Source organism: Bradyrhizobium sp. BR 1433, from assembly GCF_051547665.1.
Lineage (GTDB): Bacteria > Pseudomonadota > Alphaproteobacteria > Rhizobiales > Xanthobacteraceae > Bradyrhizobium > Bradyrhizobium australafricanum.
Map to the genome: position 1 here is coordinate 4,347,176 of NZ_JBPUGG010000001.1, position 18,707 is coordinate 4,365,882.

An 18,707-nucleotide genomic window follows, 5' to 3' on the forward strand; every position below is an offset into this window, starting at 1 on the left:
ATGCGAAGCGTCGAACCCCAATTCGTAATTGCGAATTGTGGAATCTCGAGATTCCGGGTCTGGTGCTAACGCACCATCCCGGAATGACGGGATAGCAAACTATCAGCGCGCCACGATCACGCCGATCACGTTCGGCGCGGCCATGTATTTCTCCTCGATCGCGGCCCGCGCGGCCGCGCGGTTCTCCGGATTGAGGATGCCGCGCTTCTCGGCGAGGATCATCCAGCAATAGCCCCACCAGTCCGTCAGCATGCCGTGATCGTCGACAAGATCATAACCCTGCTCGCCGGCGAAGATCCGCGCATGCGCTTCATCGAGCGAGTCGAGCCAGGCGTGATCCTCGTCCGAGAACAGCTCGTCGCTGAAATCATCCGTGGTGTAGCCCCAGATCGACATGCAGACCGCGTTGAACTCGCGATCGAGCTGGTCGTCGTCGATCGGCTGGCGGCGCGAGGCCTGGTGCAGCCGCGACAGCGACCGCGCGAAATCGGCAATCCGGGTCAGGGCGAATTGATCGAAGGCGATGGTGGACATGTAGTCCTCGCAGAGACTGAAAGACCATAGATATTGTGTCGGCGCAGCCGCCGAATCACAATGATATATCAAAGACTTGCTAAAGTGTTCTTAATTCGTTCTGATGCTATCAGTAGACGTCGCCCCGGCGAAGGCCGGGGCCCATAACCACCGCTATCGGACATCTCACGTGATCGGTGCCCCGAAATGAATGCCGCAGTCTATTACGTCTACATTCTCGCGAGCCGCCGCCATGGGACACTCTACGTCGGCGTCAGCAACGATCTTTGCAATCGGCTTACGCTTCACCGCTCTGGACACGGCTCACAGTTCGTCAAGAAATACGGCGTCACGCGACTGGTTTACGTGGAGGTCTACGCCACACCGCAGGAAGCGATCGCACGGGAAAAAGCGCTGAAGGAATGGCGCCGCGACTGGAAGATTCGCCTGATCGAGAAAGACAATCCGGAGTGGGGCGACCTGTCCCATCTTCTCTGACGGCTGTGGTTATGGGCCCCGGCCTTCGCCGGGGCGACGAATTGCGGTGACTGCCCTCGCCTCATGAAAAAGCTGACACAGCGCCCCCAAAAGCAATTCGGGCCGCTGACTAGGTCAGCGGCCCGTTGAAAATGGCTTCGGAATGAAATGCGTCGGAGCTGAAAAATGTGCCCGCCCCACGGGCGACAGCTGTGTTTGTAAAGGCTCCGTAAAGGCTTGGAAATCCGTATCACCACGGTGTCCCGATCGAGCGTGAAAGCGCGTTGCGCGGCCGCTCAATTCGCTGCCGAGAGCAGCTTGTTCGCCGCAGGCATTCGCGAAGAACTTGCCGCCGCATTGCCGCTTGATGGCGGCGCAGCGCGCGGCGGGCGATGCGTTCTGCGCCGCGCTGAAGCCGCAACTCAGGCCGTCGGCGCTGCGGGCCGGTCTGCCCGCGGCATCGGCTGCGCTGGTCGCCGTGATGCACACCACGAGCAACGCCGCGGCCGCGATCTCGATCAAGAGTCTCATCACGCATCCTCCGGTCAATTGTCGCGAAATCCCGGCTTCTGCAGCGCCATCGTAACACCCAAGACGGCTGGTCCGGAAGGTTCCCGAAGCGGCCCGGTCCTTGCATAAAATCACGGCAGCGCTGTGTATGGCACCGTCCCTGACGGTTTCGATTGCCATGCAAGGCGGGTATCATTGCGCTGGAGCGTGATCGGAAAGCCGCGGAACCGGGATTTCCGGGGGAACCATGCTCCACCAATGAGATGGGGTCATGATGCGGGTCATCGCGTCGTGTTCCGGTTTGAACGGCAGGGATTGGGCGCGTTGCAGGAACAGACAAACTACCCGGCATTGAACCAGCCGATCGACGAGCTGGCGCTGACCGAGATCAAGAGCGCGATCCTGGCGAAGCTCCGGCTTGCGATCGGCAAGGACGCCACCGTTGCGACCAGACGCGACTGGTACAAGGCCGCGGCGCTGACGCTGCGCGACCGCATCGTGCACCACTGGCTGACGGCCGAGAAGCAGAGCTACGACGCCGGCGCCAAGCGCGTCTACTATCTCTCGCTCGAGTTCCTGATCGGGCGCCTGTTCACCGACGCGCTCAACAATATGGGGTTGCTGCCGCTGTTCGAGGCGGCGCTCGGCGACCTCGGCGTCGATCTCTCGGACCTGCGCAAATGCGAGCCGGATGCGGCGCTCGGCAATGGCGGCCTCGGCCGGCTTGCGGCCTGCTTCATGGAGAGCATGGCGACGCTGGCGATCCCCGCGACCGGCTACGGCATCCGCTACGATTTCGGTCTGTTCCGCCAGATCATGAACCATGGCTGGCAGCAGGAATATCCCGACGAGTGGCTCGCCTTCGGCAATCCCTGGGAATTCCAGCGGCCGGAGGTGGTCTACAACGTTCACTTCGGCGGCAATGTCGAGCATGTCGACGAGCGCGGCCGCGACCGCGCCACCTGGCATCCGGCGGAAACCGTCGAGGCCATGGCCTATGACACGCCGATCGTCGGCTGGCGCGGCCAGCACGTCAACGCGCTTCGCCTGTGGTCGGCGCATGCACCCGATCCGCTCGAGCTCGACGTCTTCAACACCGGCGACTACGTCTCGGCCAGCGCCGAGCAGGCGCGCGCGGAAGCGATCTGCAAATTCCTCTATCCGAACGACGAGAGCGCGGCGGGCCGCGAGCTCCGGCTGCGCCAGGAATACTTCTTCGTCTCGGCCTCATTGCAGGATCTCGTCAAGCGGCATCTCGCCTCCGACGGCGGCCTGCGCAATCTTGCGCAGAAGGCGGCCGTGCAGCTCAACGATACCCATCCGAGCCTTGCGGTCACCGAGCTGATGCGCATCCTGGTCGACCTGCACAATTTCCGCTGGGACGAGGCCTGGAAGATTACGGTCGCGACCCTGTCCTACACCAACCACACGCTGCTGCCCGAGGCGCTCGAGACCTGGCCGGTCGAACTGTTCGAGCGGCTGCTGCCGCGGCATCTCGAGATCATCTACCGCATCAATGTGGCCCATCTCGCGCTCGCCGAGGAACGCTTCCCCGGCGACATCGAATATCGCGCCTCGGTCTCGCTGATCGACGAGCGCAGCGGCCGCCGCGTGCGGATGGGCCAGCTCGCCTTCGTCGGCTCGCACCGCATCAACGGCGTCTCCGCGATGCATTCCGACCTGATGAAGGAGACCGTGTTCCACGACCTGCATCATCTCTATCCGTCGCGCATCACCAACAAGACCAACGGCATCACCTTCCGCCGCTGGCTGATGCTGGCCAATCCGCGGCTGACCGCGTTGCTGCGCGAAACCTGCGGCGAGGCCGTGCTCGACGACTTCTCGCTGCTCGAGCGGCTCGAGACCCATTCGAGCGATCTGGAATTCCAGCGGCGCTTCCGCGACGTCAAGCATCACAACAAGCTGGCGCTGGCGCGGCTGATCGGCGAGCGCAACCACATCAAGGTCGACCCGTCGGCGCTGTTCGACGTGCAGATCAAGCGCATCCACGAGTACAAGCGGCAGCTGCTCAACATCCTGGAGACGATCGCGCTGTATCACGCGATGAAGGACGAGCCGCGGCGCGACTGGGTGCCGCGCGTGAAAATCTTCGCCGGCAAGGCGGCGGCGAGCTATCGCTACGCCAAGCTGATCATCAAGCTGATCAACGACGTCGCCGACATCGTCAACAACGACGCCTCGCTCGGCGGCAGGCTGAAGGTCGCCTTCCTCGCCGACTACAATGTCAGCCTCGCCGAGGTGATCATTCCGGCCGCCGATCTCTCCGAGCAGATCTCGACCGCCGGCATGGAGGCCTCCGGCACCGGCAACATGAAGCTTGCGCTGAACGGCGCGCTGACGATCGGCACGCTCGACGGCGCCAATATCGAGATCCGCGACAATGTCGGCGAGGAAAACATCGCGATCTTCGGCCTCGAGGCCGGCGACGTCATGGTCCGCCGCAAGCAGGGGCTCGACGCCAGCGACGTGATCCGCAAATCGCCGCGGCTCGAGCGCGCGATCCGCGCCATCGAGAGCGGCGAGTTCTCGCCGGGCGATCCCGCGCGCTTCGCCTCGATCGGGCACGCGCTGCGCTACCTCGATCACTACATGGTCTCGGCCGATTTCGATTCCTATTACGACGCGCAGCGCGGCATCGACGCCCGCTGGATGGTAGCGCCGGCCTGGACCCGCGCCTCGATCCTCAATGTGGCGCGCATGGCCTGGTTCTCCTCCGACCGCACCATCCGCGAATATGCCGAGGACATCTGGCACGTGCCGGTGCATCCGGGTGCCTCGCCGCAGCTCGGCAACCAGCGCGAGGCGAAGGGCTAATCCCGGGACGCGGAAATCGATTACGCCTGACGTCATTGAAATCAGCGCGATCGTCCGCGATATTGCATGATGGGCGTCATTGCTCGTCATTGCGTATGGCGATACGGAAGCGCCAGTCGATATTGAAAGATCCGCATGCTCACCAAGACCCCGCACCTTTTCGATGAAGCAACCGCCGTGACCGCCGGCGACAGCCGCTGGCAGGGACGGACCAGCCCCGATTACTGGGCGTTCGTCGGCCCGTTCGGCGGCTGCACCGCCGCGACGATCCTGCGCGCGCTGATGCAGCATCCGCAGCGCGCGGGCGATCCGCTGGCGCTGACGGTCAACTACTGCGCGCCGGTCGCCGAGGGCGCGTTCGATCTCGATGTCCGCCTGGTCAAGGCCAACCGCTCGAGCCAGCACTGGTCGGTCGACATGACGCAGGGCGGCGGCGAGGTCGCGACACTGGCGACCGCCGTGTTCGCCGAGCGCCGCCCGTCCTGGTCGCACCAGCCGGCCGGGTTTCCGGGCGCCGTGCCGTTCGAACGAGCTGCGGTCCTTTCCGAAACTCAAGATGACCTGGGCCAACCAGTACGATTTCCGCTTCGCCGAGGGCGAGCCGAAGTTCGCCGATGGCGGCGGCGCGAAGCAGCCGTCGAGCCCCTATTCAAAGCTCTGGATCGCCGACCGTGTACCGCGCAAGCTCGATGCACTGTCGCTGATGTCGATGTCGGACGCGTTCTTCGGCCGCGTCTTCCACGCAAGGCACGAGCTGGTGCCGTTCGGCACCGTGTCGCTGACCACCTATTTCCACGTCGACGCGGCCGACCTGGACGCGGAGGATACCACTCGCGTGCTCGCCACCGCGGACGCCAAGAGCTTCCACAAGAGCTACGGCGACCAGCAGGGCGAATTGTGGTCGCCGTCCGGCCGGCTGCTCGCGACCACGACGCAGATCGCTTATTTCAAGGCGTAGCCAAATATCCACATTGGTCTGTTACGACTGCATTGCCTATTTCAAGGGTTGAGGGAACATTGGCACGTCGCTTCTGTTCCACACCTTTGGGAGCACTGCTGCATGTCCGAAGCCGACACTTCAAAGCCCTCGCGCATCGCCCTGCTTGGCGTTCCCATCGAGATCGGTGCATCGCAGGCCGGCCCGCTGATGGGACCGGATGCGCTGCGCACCGCGGGCATCGCGCGCCTGCTCGAGCAGCTCGACTTCCAAGTCGATGATCACGGCAACCTTGCGATCCCCGCCGTCGTCGCCGACGGCCCGGTGCCGGCCAACACCAGGTTCTATGACGAGGTGAAGACCTGGACCCGCGCGCTCTCCGAACGCGCCTATTGGCTGGCGCATTCCGGCGCGATCCCGATCTTCATGGGCGGCGATCACTCGCTGTCGATGGGGTCGATCAACGGCGTCGCGCGCTACTGGCAGGAAAAGGGCCGGCCGCTGTTTGCGTTGTGGGTCGACGCGCATGCTGACTACAACACGCCGGCCACCACCATCACCGGCAACATGCACGGCATGTCGGCCGCGTTCCTGTGCGGCGAGCCCGGTCTCGACGATCTGCTCGGCGGACTGCCGCGCGCCTCGATCCCGCCCGATCAGCTCGACCTGATCGGCACGCGCTCGGTCGATCCGCTGGAGCGCAAGCTGCTGCGGCAGCGTAATGTGTCGATCGCGGACATGCGCCAGATCGACGAGTTCGGCGTCGCCGTGCTCACGCGCCGCGTCATCGAACGCGTCCGGGCGAAGAACGGCGTGCTGCATGTCTCGTTCGATGTCGACTTCCTCGATCCGGCGGTGGCGCCCGGCGTCGGCACCACGGTGCCCGGCGGTGCGACCTATCGCGAAGCCCATCTCATCATGGAGCTGCTGCACGATTCCGGGCTGGTGCGCTCGCTCGACATCGTCGAGCTCAATCCCTTCCTCGACGAGCGCGGCCGCACCGCGCGCGTCGCGGTCGAATTGATCGGCAGCCTGTTCGGCCTGCAGATCACCGACCGGCAGACGCCGAGCAACGCGGTGCTGCCGGAGATGGGGGAGTAGTGGAGCAACACACGCGATGTCGTCCCGGCGAAAGCCGGGACCCATAACCACCGATGGTCATTGTTGCGCACCGGTGGAATGACGAGGCACCCCCACAACATCCGCTGCGGAGTATGGGTCCCGGCCTTCGCCGGGACGACGTGGAGGATGTGGCGCCGTTCGCTGCTCAGCTTGGACGGATGGAGACGTCGCCGAGCCGGCCGGGCAAACAAAAAGGCGGCCACGAGGGCCGCCTTTTCAGATCGTGTATCGCTTGCGCGGCTTACTCCGCCGCCAGCTTCACTTCCGGCGCGGCGGCGCGGACTTCGGCGTCGACCTGCGCTTCGAACTTGGCGAAGTTCTTCTGGAACATGCCGACCAGCGCACGCGCGGTCTTGTCGAACTCGACCTTGTCGGCCCAGGTCTTGATCGGATCGAGGATGTGCGGCTCGACGCCCGGCAGCGAGGTCGGCACCGCGAAGCCGAAATACTTGTCGGTGCGGAAGTCGGCGTTGCGGAGCGAGCCGTTCAGCGCCGCGGTGAGCAGCGCGCGGGTCACCTTGATCGGCATGCGGCGGCCGGTGCCGTACTTGCCGCCGGTCCAGCCGGTGTTGACCAGCCAGCAATCGACATTGTGCTTGGCGATCAGCTCGCGCAGCATGTTGCCGTAGACCGACGGATCGCGCGGCAGGAACGGCGAACCGAAGCAGGTGGAGAATTCCGGCTGCGGCTCGTTGCCGAGCCCGCGCTCGGTGCCGGCGACCTTCGCGGTGTAGCCGGACAGGAAGTGATACATCGCCTGCGCCGGCGTCAGCTTGGCGATCGGCGGCATCACGCCGAAGGCGTCGGCCGCGAGCATCACGACGTTCTTCGGATGCGGCGCGCAGCCGGTGCGCGAGGCGTTCGGGATGAAATCGAGCGGATAGGCCGAGCGGGTGTTCTCGGTCTTCGAGCCGTCGTCGAAATCGGGCACGCGATCATTGGCGCCGAGCACGACGTTTTCCAGCACCGCGCCGAAGCGCTTGCTGGCGGCGTAGATTTCCGGCTCGGCTTCGCCGGACAGCTTGATGCACTTGGCGTAGCAGCCGCCTTCGAAATTGAAGACGCCGTCCTCGCTCCAGCCATGCTCGTCATCGCCGATCAGCGTGCGCTTGGGATCGGCCGAGAGCGTGGTCTTGCCGGTGCCGGACAGGCCGAAGAAGATCGCGGTGTCGCCGTCGGCGCCGACATTGGCCGAGCAGTGCATCGGCATCACGCCCTTCTCGGGCAGGTAATAGTTCAGCGTGGTGAACACGCTCTTCTTCATCTCGCCGGCATATTGCGAGCCGCCGATCAGGACGATCTTGCGGGCGAAATCGATCGCGACGACGTTCTCCGACTTGCAGCCGTGGCGCTTCGGATCGGCGCGGAAGCTCGGCAGGTCGATGATCGTCAGTTCGGGCACGAAGCTTGCGAGCTCAGATGTTTCGGGACGAATGAGCAGCGTGCGGATGAACAGCGAGTGCCAGGCAAGCTCGGTGAAGACGCGGGTCTTGATGCGATGCTTCGGATCGGCGCCGCCGTAGAGGTCCTGCGCGAACAGCGTCATGCCTTCGGCATGCTTGAGGAAGTCGGCATGGAGCGTGGCGAACTGCTCCGAGGTGATCGACTGGTTGCCGGCCCACCACATGCTCTTATCGGTGAGATCGTCGCGGACCGTGAACTTGTCCTTCGGACTACGGCCGGTGAACACACCGGTGTCCGCGCAAAGCGCGCCATCGGCCGACAGCACCGCTTCGCCATTACGCAGCGAATGCTCGTAAAGCTGGGGTGCGCCATAATTCCAATGCACACCCTTGAGATTTTTTAAGCCGAATTTGTCGGCGCCGAAGGCACCGTTATGCACGCCCGTCTCTTGCACGAAGAACCTCCTCGAACCCGCGTATCCTTGTTCGCGCGAATATCGCTAGTCGCGCCCCGCCGCGGTGACCGTGATCAGAATATAGCCTCTCGGCTTCGGTCCGGCGACCTAATAGTGGGGATCGCCGGGCTTGCCAAGCCAATCGAACGGCTTTTGGCTGATTCCAAGGCAGGCCCATCATCTGGCGTAAATACCGCAGCGCGAAACCCTTTCGCCTTGCTTTCGTTTTCGCGTTGTTTTCGCAGCAGTCGGACGACGTTTCGTCGCCTTTCCCGCCGCGCACGGAGCTTTGCGATGCACAAAAAGTGCCAGCCGGCGGGCAGCGCCGTCGCCTGTCGAGGCGAACGGTGCCGAGAATGCCGGGTATGCGTTTCGCGCTGAGGATGTATCGTTGAGATGAGCCGCCGCGCGTTGACGCAGCGCTGCAGAGCCGAGCATGACCATCGTGTTGCACGCGGCACCACCTGATCGGCATTGAGCTGCAAGTGAGAAGCTGCTGATGAGCAGTTTCGACTGCGCTCAACACACCTTCGTCGAAGCCCAATTGGTTCAACGCTCAACTGCGGTGAACGTTCCGCAACGCGTAGCGTTCGGCGGCGAGGCGATCGCTGACCCCGCGATCGATGATAACGCAATCAGCGCGTCGCACGCGCGCGTCATCGCGGTCGACATCGCGATCCGGCTGATTTTCGGATGCAGCCGCGCCAGACATTCTTGCATGCAGATCGAGCCAACGGGCGATGACACGACACGCCCGTGCGAAATGATCGCGCTGTCAAATCCGGACCGCGCAATCGCGCCGCCGCAGCCATGCGACACCATGCCTCGCCACGGCCGCAGCGCCGCCGTGCGGACAGGTCCTTCTCCTATCCTTGCTATCCCTTAGCGCGCGCCTCGCCGGCGAGCCGCACCAGCATCTTGCGCAGCTCGGTGCCGGTGGTGACGCGCTCGGGGAAATCCAGCCGCAGCGTGTCGCGGCCGGCCTGCATGTCCATGCCGTCGGGATCGCAGCCGGTGCACAGCCAGTCGGCACTTTTCGCGCCGAGCAGCCGCGTCGCGTAAAGATTCATGGCCTCGCGGTGATCCTCGTTCATGTGCGCCACCGCGCCGGGCTCGGCTTCGAGCAGCGCCTCGGCTCCGCCGAGATCGGTCAGGAATTGCGCGGGTTTGAGGTCCACGATGCGGCCGAACCCGGCGACCAGATGGGCACCGCTTGGCTTGATCCGGAAGAACGAGAAATCCTTAAATTCCACAAAGGCTTCCGCTGACGGATGGGCAGCGAGATAGCGCCTTCGGACGAGCTCCCGCCCGGCCTCCCCAACCGCTTCCGCCTTGCCCGCCAGCATGATCCGGGCGCCCTCCAGCGGATCGCCCTCGGCGCGCTCGTCCAGCATCAGCGACACCCGGCTGTCGGCCAGGATGTTCTTGGTATGCAGCGCCAGCCGGGAAATCAGCAGGATCGGCGAGCCGTCGGGATGGCTGGCCAGATTGACCAGCGAGCAATAGGGATCGCCGGTGCCGGCCATCAACGTAGCGAGGGCGCCCTGGCGGCTGCGGCGGAGCAGCGAGCGGGCAAGGTGGGCAGGATCGAAGTCGGCGGTCGGTTGCATGGGCCTATCGGGTCATTTTATGGACGAATCGGGCGGGTTCCCTATGAAAAAAGGGCCTTTTCTCGTGGTCTAAGGGTGCTATATGGGGACCCATCGCGTGGGTCGCAGAAGCGGATTTTTGCGGAACTCGGTCACACTTCAGCCCAGCTTGCATTGCTCGTTGACCGCGTTCGAAGCCCAATTCTACGGCGCGTCGCCAGAGTGCCCGCCGTCTAAGCCACTCTCATTGTGAAAGCAGCACATGCCCACAATCGCCCTGGTCGACGACGACCGCAACATTCTCACTTCGGTTTCGATCGCGCTCGAAGCCGAAGGCTATCGCATCATGACCTACACGGACGGTGCGTCGGCGCTGGATGGGTTTCGCACGTCGCCGCCCGATCTCGCGATCCTCGATATCAAGATGCCGCGCATGGACGGCATGGAAACGCTGCGCCGGCTGCGCCAGAAGTCCGACCTGCCGGTGATCTTCCTCACCTCGAAGGATGAGGAGATCGACGAATTGTTCGGCCTGAAAATGGGCGCCGACGATTTCATCCGCAAGCCGTTCTCGCAGCGCCTGCTGGTCGAACGGGTCAAGGCCGTACTCCGCCGCGGTCAGCCGAAGGATCCGACCGCCGCGCCGAAGGAGCCGGACGCCCGCGCGCTGGACCGCGGCCTGCTGCGGATGGATCCGGAGCGCCACACCTGCACCTGGAAGAACGAGCCGGTGACGCTCACCGTGACCGAATTCCTGATCCTGCAGGCGCTCGCCACCCGCCCCGGCGTCGTGAAGAGCCGCAACGCGCTGATGGACGCGGCCTATGACGACCAGGTCTATGTCGACGACCGCACCATCGACAGCCACATCAAGCGGCTGCGCAAGAAGTTCAAGGTGGTCGACGACGACTTCGAGATGATCGAGACGCTGTACGGCGTCGGCTATCGCTTCAAGGAAGCCTGATCTGCGCTTCCCGGGCGGCTTGTTAACTGACAGGCTCCGCACGGCTGGGGTAAGCTCGGGCGAACGATTGCTTCGCGGGACGACATCCATACCAACCGGCAGCTTTGCCAGTGCTTGATCGAACGCAGCTCGAGCAAGGCCTGAATACCGAGGACGCGTCACAGCTCCTCGATCAGGACGCCGTTGCCGAAGACGTGGCGCAGGACAAGGGCTGGCGCCGTCCGCTCGGCTGGCTGCGCCGCGCCGGTCAGTTCTTCTTCGCGCTGTCGTTCTCGAGCCTGACGCGGCGCATCGTCTCGCTCAACCTTGCCGGCCTCGTCGCGCTGGTCGCCAGCATCCTCTATCTGTCGCAATTCCGTGCCGGCCTGATCGAGGCCCGCACCCAGAGCCTCCTGGTCTATGCCGAGATCATTTCGGAGGCGATCGCGGCCTCGGCCACCGTCGAAGGCAATACCGTCACGATCGATCCCGACCGCCTGCTCGACCTCAAGCCCGGCGAAAGTTATGGCCAGCCGGATGAATTGGCTGACTTCCCGATCAATCCCGAGCGGGTCGCGCCGGTCCTGCGCCGCCTGATCGCGCCGACCAAGACGCGGGCCCGCATCTTCGACCGCGACGGCGGCCTGATCCTCGACAGCCGCAATCTGTTCGCACGCGGCGACGTGCTGCGCATGGAGCTGCCGCCGCCGTCGGAGAAGCCGTCGCTCTATGAGAAGACCAAGGCGACAATCAAGACCTGGCTCAACCGCGGAGACCTGCCGATCTATCGCGAGCTCGGTCCCGAAGGCGGCAAGGGTTATTCCGAAGTCGCGCAATCGCTCGAGGGCATGAAGGGCAGCGCCGTGCGCGTCACCGAGCGCGGCGCGATCATCGTGTCGGTTGCGGTCCCGGTGCAGCATTTCCGCGCCGTGCGCGGCGCATTGATGCTGACGACGCAAGGCGACGACATCGACCAGCTGGTGATGTCCGAGCGCCTCGCCATCCTCAAGATCGGCGGGGTCGCCTCCGCCGTCATGATCATGCTGTCGCTGCTGCTCGCGAGCACGATCGCGGGCCCGGTGCGACGGCTCGCCGACGGCGCCGAGCGCGTCCGCCACCGCATCCAGACCCGCGTCGAGATTCCCGACTTCACCGGGCGCCGCGACGAGATCGGCCATCTCTCCGGCGCGCTGCGCGACATGACCAACGCGCTGTACAGCCGCATCGAGGCGATCGAGATGTTCGCCGCCGACGTCGCCCATGAGCTGAAGAATCCGCTGACCTCGCTGCGCTCCGCGGTCGAGACGCTGCCTTTGGCGCGCAACGACAACAGCCGCGCGCGGCTGCTCGCCGTGATCGAGCATGACGTCAGGCGGCTCGACCGCCTGATCTCCGACATCTCCGACGCCAGCCGGCTCGATGCCGAATTGCAGCGCCAGGACATGGCGCCGGTCGATCTGCGGCGGCTGCTGACGACGCTGACCGGCGTCGCCAACGAGACCAGGCTCGGCCACGACGTCGCCGTCGAAGCCCGCTTCGAGGGCCGCGGACCGACCGATACGCTGTCGGTGCCCGGCCATGATTCACGGCTCGGCCAGGTGATCTCGAACCTGCTGTCGAACGCGCAATCATTCTCCAAGCCGGGCGACAAGGTGCGCATCGTCTGCCGCCGCAGCCGCGGCGAGGTCGAGATCGTGGTCGACGATGACGGGCCCGGCATCGGCGAGGACGCGCTGGAGCGGATCTTCGAGCGCTTCTACACCGACCGGCCACATCAGGGGTTTGGCCAGAACTCCGGCCTTGGGCTTTCGATCTCCAAGCAGATCATCGAAGCACATGGCGGACGCATCTGGGCTGAGAACCGCGCTGGCCCTGCGGACGCTGACGGCAAGCCCACCATCGCCGGCGCACGCTTCGTGGTCAGGCTGCCGACACTATGAGCGACAATTCAAGCGTGCACGCATCCGCCGTTCTGGTCGGCGAGCGTGCGGTGCTGATCCGCGGCCCGTCGGGGGCCGGCAAGTCGCGTCTGGCCTTCGACCTGATTCTCGCCGGGCGCACCGGAGCGCTTCCGCCGGCCATTTTGGTGGGGGATGACCGTGTCCATCTCGACACAGCCGGCGAACAATTGTGGGTTCGTCCGGTCCAGCAATTGGCTGGCCTGATCGAGATCCGAGGCCTCGGAATCCGCCATTGTCCGTTCGCAAGTGAAGCCGTGGTCGGCTTGATCGTCGACCTCGCCGCTGACGACGCCGAGCGGCTGCCGCCACCGGAGACGCTCACGATTCGCCTTAATGGTGTTTTGTTACCGCGAATTCCCGTCGGCGTTGGCTTCCAACCCCTGCCGCTGGTTGTCGCTGCGCTGACGACAACCTGAAAGTTCATGTTCCCGTAATCTTGCGGCCAATTGTGGGAAGGGAATTGGTAACCATATCACATCCACTATCGCGTCGGATTTTGCCGGCGCAGCCTCCCCTCTCTACCGCCAGGAACCGGGAGACTAGCCAAGATGCCCTCTTGCGCAGGGCCTCTGGATGGTCGAAGTGGCGCGTTCGTGCGGTGCACCAAAGGGCGCCCGCGAGGAGTTTCCGATGATTGGTCTAGTGCTGGTGACCCATGGGCGCCTTGCCGACGAGTTCAGAGCGGCGCTCGAACACGTCATGGGTCCGCAGAAACAAATTGAAGCGATTACGATCGGGGCCGAGGACGATTCCGATCTCTGTCGAAGCGACATCATCGAGGCGGTGAACCGCGTCGATAGCGGCGACGGCGTTGCGATCCTCACCGACATGTTTGGCGGCACGCCGTCCAACCTTGCGATCTCCTGCATGAGCCGCCCGAAGGTGGAAGTGCTCGCAGGCATCAATCTTCCCATGCTGGTCAAGCTTGCCAAGGTTCGCGAGGAGCGTTCGCTGCCCGACGCGATCGCGATGGCCCAGGAAGCCGGCCGCAAATACGTCACCATCGCCAGCCGCGTTCTCGCAGGCAAATGAGCGACGAGGCCCCGGGCGGAAATCAGGTCGGCCCGGGCGTGCCAGCGGGCGCCATTTCCCGTGAGCTCCTGATCGTCAACAAACGCGGCCTGCATGCGCGGGCATCGGCCAAGTTCGTCCAGCTGGTCGAGCGCTTCAACGCCGAGATCTGGGTCACCCGCGGCACCGAGACCGTCGGCGGCACCTCGATCATGGGCTTGATGATGCTCGCTGCCGGACCCGGCACCACGGTCGTGGTCTCGGCAAAGGGCGAGGAAGCGCAGCAGGCGCTCGACGCCATCGCCGAACTCGTCGCCAGCAAGTTCAACGAGGAAGGCACGTAAGGCAGTCACCTCTCACCTCGCCCCGCTTGCGGAGAGGTCGGATCGCATCGAACGATGCGATCCGGGTGAGGGGGTACAGGTCTATCGATAGATCGCCATCGCGGCGAGAGCCCCTCACCCCAACCCTCTAAGAGCGAGCTTCGCTCGTCTCGACCCCGCAAGCGCGGGGCGAGGGAGCGACAGCTACTTCGCCGGCGGCACCAGATAGACCTTCCACACCGTCGACGGACCGGGATGGCCGTTGAAGAAGCGCATGGTGGTCATCACCAGCGGCTCGGCATCCTTGGCGTGCTCCGCCATCCACGCCTCGCAGGGCTTCAGGAACACCGGATCGGTGGTGTCGCAGACGCCGATGAAGCCGAGACGCTTGGCTTCATCGAGCGACGTCAGCCCCGACGACCAGGCTTCGCCCGGCACCAGCGATGCCGGATGATCCGGACTGTAGAACGTCATCGGCTCGCCGATATCGGAGCGCGCGACGACCACGGCCCAGCGCGAATGGAATCTGTCCTGCCAGGTCTGGGTGAGTTCGCGCGCGAGCTCGGAGCGCGCGGCATAGGTCGAGCCGCCGATATGATTGGACGCGATCTCCTGCGTCGCGATGCTGGGCGCGGCGATCAGCGTGACGACCGTGGCCACGAACCAGATCGCGGTGATCGAGAACAGCGCCATGCGCGGGAAGCGAAGCGAGGGAATCGCAACCAGCGCCAGCGGCACCAGGAAGAACAGCGGGATGCCCCAATCGGTCTTGATATAGACGGTGAACGCCAGCGCGCCGAGCGGCGGTCCGATCGCGACGATCAGCTGGATGATCCAGACGTTGAGCGCCTGCGGAAGGTTGACGGCCGGATTGGGTCCGCGCGACCAGATCCGCGCCAGCACGTCCGACGGCCGCCACGGCACCGAGCCCAGCAGCAGCGCCACCAGGCCCAGCACGACGGGAATCGCGAGCAGCCCGACATTGTGCACGACATAGCCGATCACGAGCTGGACGTTGAGTGCGCGGCTCGACAGCGCGTAGACGTCACCGGCATAGGTGAACGGCACGAAGTCCACCTCCTCCAGCCACACCAGATGCGGAATCATCGCCACCGCCATCGTGCCGATCGCAACCCATGGCGCCGGCGAGCGCAGGAATTGCGTCCGTTGCGGATGGATCAGCGCGGCCAGCCCGACGGCGCCGATCATCGTCACCACCCAGTACTTGGTCATCAGCGCCAGCATGCCGGCAAAGCCGAGCCAGAGACCCGATTTGAAGCTGCGCTTCTCGAACGCGTTCAGATAGGCCAGCACCAGCAGCGGCAGCGGCACCAGCTGTGCGAGATCGGCGTTGTATTTGAAGCCCTTGAAATTGAAGATCGGGTAGAGCGCGAGCATCACCACCATGAAGAACGCGCGGCGGCGATCGACGACGCGCAGCGCGATCAGCCAGCACACCACCAGCGCGAAGCTGACCGTCGTCATCGCAAGCGCATAGGTCGACCAGTTGGTGACGGGAAAAATCCTGAACCAGACCCCGGCGATCCAGCCCGACAGCGGCGGGTGCTTGCCATAGCCGAGCAGGAAGCGCTGGCCCCAGGCATAGGCTTCCGCAACATCCATATGGATGTCCTGTGCGGCCTTGAGCTTGACCAGGATCAGCGTCCACAGCACCGCATGAACCAGCGCGAAGCCGATCACGAACCACAGGCTGGTCCTCGGATCGGTGGCGCGCGAGGCGATCCAGGCGGCGATCCGCCGGATCGTCAGCTTGCGGTTGGTGCGCCGGGCGGCGGGGAGCGTGGAGGCGGTCGACATGGCCTGTGCCTGAGGCATGCCCGGAAAAGTGGAAAGCGGTTTCCCGGAAGGATCATGCCCGAATGGAAGCGGAAGCGCGATGAGTGCTCATCCGCATTTCAGCGCGCTTTAGCGCGTTTTTGTGGCCAGTGAAATCAGCTTGGCGTGAGAACGCCTCCAGCCAGCGGATTCACTTTCGGGGAAGTCCGGCCGGTGCTCGAAATGGATGGTATCGCAGTGATACCATTTGCCGCCCCAGATGAAGCCGTGACGCTCGAAGATGTCGACGATCTCGCGCGGCATCCGGTTCTCGTAAGGGATGGTCTTGCCTTGCCGGCCCACAGCCGGTCATCTCGAACTTTCAGGTTGAGGTCGATGGCGGCGGCGTAGCGGTGCATGCTCATCCGCCCGGTATCGGCAACGCGAAAGACGATTTTCGGGCCGCCGGACCCGGCAGGAACATGCCCGGAAATCGGTCACGGCAACCCTGCCGGAAACGCCGCCGTGATTCGCCGTCACACCGCTGCAAAATACCGCAATTTGGTTGCCCGCGCGGGGGTGCGGATGCTATCCCGCGCCCATGACAACTGCCCCGATTTCGAACATCCGCAACTTCTCCATCGTCGCCCATATCGACCATGGCAAATCGACCCTTGCCGACCGCCTGATCCAGATGACCGGCGGCCTGTCGGATCGTGAAATGGCGGGCAAGGAGCAGGTGCTCGATTCGATGGATATCGAGCGCGAGCGCGGCATCACCATCAAGGCGCAGACCGTCCGGCTGAACTACCGCGCCAAGGACGGCAAGGATTACATCTTCAACCTGATGGACACGCCCGGCCATGTCGACTTCGCCTACGAGGTCTCGCGGTCGCTGGCGGCCTGCGAGGGTTCCCTGCTCGTGGTCGACGCCAGCCAGGGCGTCGAGGCGCAGACGCTCGCCAATGTCTATCAGGCGCTCGACAACAATCACGAGATCGTGCCGGTCCTCAACAAGGTCGACCTGCCCGCCGCCGAGCCGGAGAAGGTCAAGCAGCAGATCGAGGACGTGATCGGCATCGATGCGTCCGACGCCGTGATGATCTCGGCCAAGACCGGCGTCGGCGTGCCCGACGTGCTGGAAGCGATCGTCACCCGCCTGCCGCCGCCGAAGGGCGACCGCGACGCGACCCTGAAGGCGCTGCTGGTCGACAGCTGGTACGACGTCTATCTCGGCGTGGTCGTCCTGATCCGCGTCGTCGACGGCGTGATGAAGAAGGGGAGCCGCATCCGCATGATGGGTACCGGCGCGGCCTACGACATCGAGCGCGTCGGCTTCTTCACGCCGAAGATGGAGCAGGTCGAGGAGCTCGGCCCCGGCGAGATCGGCTTCATCACCGCGGCGATCAAGGAAGTCGCCGACACCCGCGTCGGCGACACCATCACCGATGACAAGAAGCCGATCAGCGAGATGCTGCCAGGCTTCAAGCCGGCGATTCCGGTCGTATTCTGCGGCCTGTTCCCGGTCGACGCCAACGACTTCGAAACGCTCCGCGCGGCGATGGGCAAGCTGCGGCTCAACGACGCAAGCTTCTCTTACGAGATGGAAACCTCCGCCGCGCTCGGCTTCGGCTTCCGCTGCGGTTTCCTCGGCCTGCTGCATCTGGAAATCATCCAGGAGCGGCTGTCGCGCGAATTCGACCTCAATCTGATCGCGACCGCGCCGAGCGTGATCTACAAGATGAAGCTGACCGACGGCACCGAGCTCGAGATCCACAACCCGGTCGACATGCCCGACGTGGTCAAGATCGCCGAGATCGAGGAGCCGTGGATCGAGGCGACGATCCTCACGCCCGACGAATATCTCGGCAGCGTCTTGAAGCTGTGCCAGGACCGTCGCGGCTCGCAGAAGGAGCTCACTTATGTCGGCTCCCGCGCGATGGTGAAATACGACCTGCCGCTCAACGAAGTGGTGTTCGACTTCTACGATCGTCTGAAGTCGGTCTCCAAGGGCTACGCCTCGTTCGATTATCATCTGACCGACTACAAGCCGGCCGATCTGGTCAAGATGCAGATCCTGGTCAACGCCGAGCCGGTCGACGCGCTGTCGATGCTGGTGCATCGCACCCGCGCCGAGGGCCGCGGCCGCGCCATGGTCGAGAAGATGAAGGAGCTGATCCCGCCGCACATGTTCCAGATCCCGATCCAGGCGGCGATCGGCGGCAAGGTGATCGCGCGCGAAACCGTCCGCGCGCTGCGCAAGGACGTCACCGCGAAGTGCTACGGCGGCGACATCACGCGCAAGCGCAAGCTTCTGGAGAAGCAGAAGGAAGGCAAGAAGAAGATGCGGCAGTTCGGCAAGGTCGACATCCCGCAGGAAGCCTTCATCGCCGCGCTCAAGGTGGACAGCTGAGGCGGCGCGACTGTTGCGCATTCTTGTCCCAGCAACAAAACGCACCATGATTTGAAGATTTGAATCGCCACTGCATCGCGCTCCGACTAGACTGCGATCATGTTGCGCATCCTGTCCCTCCTTATCGTCATCCTCGCACTGCTGCAGCCGGACCTGAGCGCGGCCGCGTCCTCGAAGAAGCGGCACGGCAGCACGCGCTGGCATGGCTATGGCTTCCTGCCCGGCTACCGGCAGCCGCCGAACCAAACCATTCCGGTGTTCGGCCCGCGCGGCGCCGCCCGCGGCTACCCGGACTATTCGCCGCAATATTGGTATGGCGGGGATTGGTACTATTTCGGCCGCCCCGGATTCTACCGCGGCCGCTACAATGGCGGCAGCTTTGGTCCGTGCTGGACCTGGACGCCGATCGGGCGGGCCTGGCAGTGCGGCTAGCGGCGCC

17 protein-coding genes and 1 pseudogene are annotated in these 18,707 nt (G+C 64.3%); 12 read left to right on the forward strand and 6 right to left on the reverse strand.

Annotated features, from left to right (window positions below; genetic code table 11):
- Positions 1-102: 102 nt before the first annotated feature.
- A complete protein-coding gene (locus ACSKB9_RS21175; RefSeq protein ID WP_016843277.1) occupies positions 103-534 on the reverse strand; it encodes a hypothetical protein in 432 nt (143 codons plus the stop codon).
- A 186-nt stretch (positions 535-720) separates the two neighbouring features.
- On the opposite strand from ACSKB9_RS21175, the gene ACSKB9_RS21180 reads away from it, so the two are divergent.
- Positions 721-1,011 carry a GIY-YIG nuclease family protein gene (locus tag ACSKB9_RS21180; protein ID WP_028340469.1) on the forward strand — a complete coding sequence of 97 codons (291 nt, stop codon included), beginning with the start codon at positions 721-723 and terminating at the stop codon, positions 1,009-1,011.
- Positions 1,012-1,125: 114 nt separating this feature from the next.
- Here the strand turns inward: ACSKB9_RS21180 and ACSKB9_RS21185 are convergent, their stop codons facing one another.
- Positions 1,126-1,512 (reverse strand): hypothetical protein, encoded by a 387-nt coding sequence (locus tag ACSKB9_RS21185; RefSeq protein WP_438075480.1) that lies wholly within the window; start codon positions 1,510-1,512, stop codon positions 1,126-1,128.
- A 303-nt stretch (positions 1,513-1,815) separates the two neighbouring features.
- On the opposite strand from ACSKB9_RS21185, the gene ACSKB9_RS21190 reads away from it, so the two are divergent.
- From ACSKB9_RS21190 to rocF, 3 genes and pseudogenes are all read left to right on the forward strand, one after another.
- Positions 1,816-4,335 carry a glycogen/starch/alpha-glucan phosphorylase gene (locus ACSKB9_RS21190; RefSeq protein ID WP_438080323.1) on the forward strand — a complete coding sequence of 840 codons (2,520 nt, stop codon included), beginning with the start codon at positions 1,816-1,818 and terminating at the stop codon, positions 4,333-4,335.
- 135 nt (positions 4,336-4,470) lie between these two features.
- Positions 4,471-5,293 (forward strand): annotated as a pseudogene (locus ACSKB9_RS21195) (acyl-CoA thioesterase).
- Between the two features lie 102 nt (positions 5,294-5,395).
- Positions 5,396-6,373 (forward strand): arginase, encoded by a 978-nt coding sequence (rocF, locus tag ACSKB9_RS21200; protein WP_076831116.1) that lies wholly within the window; start codon positions 5,396-5,398, stop codon positions 6,371-6,373.
- Between the two features lie 262 nt (positions 6,374-6,635).
- Here rocF and ACSKB9_RS21205 read toward each other — a convergent pair whose 3' ends face one another.
- On the reverse strand, positions 6,636-8,252 hold the full coding sequence (locus ACSKB9_RS21205) for a phosphoenolpyruvate carboxykinase (protein ID WP_438075482.1): 1,617 nt from the start codon (positions 8,250-8,252) through the stop codon (positions 6,636-6,638).
- 499 nt (positions 8,253-8,751) lie between these two features.
- Between ACSKB9_RS21205 and ACSKB9_RS21210 the strand changes: the two genes are divergently transcribed.
- Entirely contained in the window at positions 8,752-9,138 is a 387-nt protein-coding gene (locus tag ACSKB9_RS21210; RefSeq protein ID WP_438075484.1) for a hypothetical protein, read from the forward strand.
- On the opposite strand, the gene ACSKB9_RS21215 is transcribed toward ACSKB9_RS21210, so the two are convergent.
- Entirely contained in the window at positions 9,128-9,862 is a 735-nt protein-coding gene (locus ACSKB9_RS21215) for a HugZ family protein (protein ID WP_438075486.1), read from the reverse strand. The genes ACSKB9_RS21210 and ACSKB9_RS21215 overlap by 11 nt on opposite strands.
- Before the next feature lie 241 nt (positions 9,863-10,103).
- On the opposite strand from ACSKB9_RS21215, the gene ACSKB9_RS21220 reads away from it, so the two are divergent.
- The 5 genes from ACSKB9_RS21220 (at position 10,104) to ACSKB9_RS21240 (ending at position 14,100) form a co-directional block, all read left to right on the forward strand.
- Positions 10,104-10,805, forward strand: coding sequence for a response regulator transcription factor (locus tag ACSKB9_RS21220; protein WP_016843287.1), 702 nt, complete (start codon positions 10,104-10,106; stop codon positions 10,803-10,805).
- Positions 10,806-10,915: 110 nt separating this feature from the next.
- Entirely contained in the window at positions 10,916-12,724 is a 1,809-nt protein-coding gene (locus ACSKB9_RS21225) for a stimulus-sensing domain-containing protein (protein ID WP_438075487.1), read from the forward strand.
- Complete coding sequence (locus tag ACSKB9_RS21230) at positions 12,721-13,161, forward strand: HPr kinase/phosphorylase (protein WP_438075489.1); 441 nt, start codon at positions 12,721-12,723, stop codon at positions 13,159-13,161. The genes ACSKB9_RS21225 and ACSKB9_RS21230 overlap by 4 nt, the downstream gene beginning before the upstream one ends.
- A gap of 214 nt (positions 13,162-13,375) precedes the next feature.
- Positions 13,376-13,777, forward strand: a complete 402-nt coding sequence (locus tag ACSKB9_RS21235) for a PTS sugar transporter subunit IIA (RefSeq protein WP_021076632.1) — start codon at positions 13,376-13,378, stop codon at positions 13,775-13,777.
- A complete protein-coding gene (locus ACSKB9_RS21240; RefSeq protein ID WP_157343710.1) occupies positions 13,774-14,100 on the forward strand; it encodes an HPr family phosphocarrier protein in 327 nt (108 codons plus the stop codon). The genes ACSKB9_RS21235 and ACSKB9_RS21240 overlap by 4 nt, the downstream gene beginning before the upstream one ends.
- A 183-nt stretch (positions 14,101-14,283) precedes the next feature.
- On the opposite strand, the gene ACSKB9_RS21245 is transcribed toward ACSKB9_RS21240, so the two are convergent.
- Together ACSKB9_RS21245 and ACSKB9_RS21250 are read right to left on the reverse strand one after the other, a co-directional pair.
- Positions 14,284-15,897 carry a glycosyltransferase family 39 protein gene (locus tag ACSKB9_RS21245; RefSeq protein ID WP_411780984.1) on the reverse strand — a complete coding sequence of 538 codons (1,614 nt, stop codon included), beginning with the start codon at positions 15,895-15,897 and terminating at the stop codon, positions 14,284-14,286.
- Between the two features lie 108 nt (positions 15,898-16,005).
- Complete coding sequence (locus tag ACSKB9_RS21250; protein ID WP_253606359.1) at positions 16,006-16,179, reverse strand: M15 family metallopeptidase; 174 nt, start codon at positions 16,177-16,179, stop codon at positions 16,006-16,008.
- Between the two features lie 277 nt (positions 16,180-16,456).
- On the opposite strand from ACSKB9_RS21250, the gene lepA reads away from it, so the two are divergent.
- Positions 16,457-18,268 (forward strand): translation elongation factor 4, encoded by a 1,812-nt coding sequence (lepA, locus tag ACSKB9_RS21255; protein WP_057019506.1) that lies wholly within the window; start codon positions 16,457-16,459, stop codon positions 18,266-18,268.
- Positions 18,269-18,367: 99 nt separating this feature from the next.
- Positions 18,368-18,700 (forward strand): hypothetical protein, encoded by a 333-nt coding sequence (locus tag ACSKB9_RS21260; protein WP_438075493.1) that lies wholly within the window; start codon positions 18,368-18,370, stop codon positions 18,698-18,700.
- Positions 18,701-18,707: the final 7 nt, after the last annotated feature.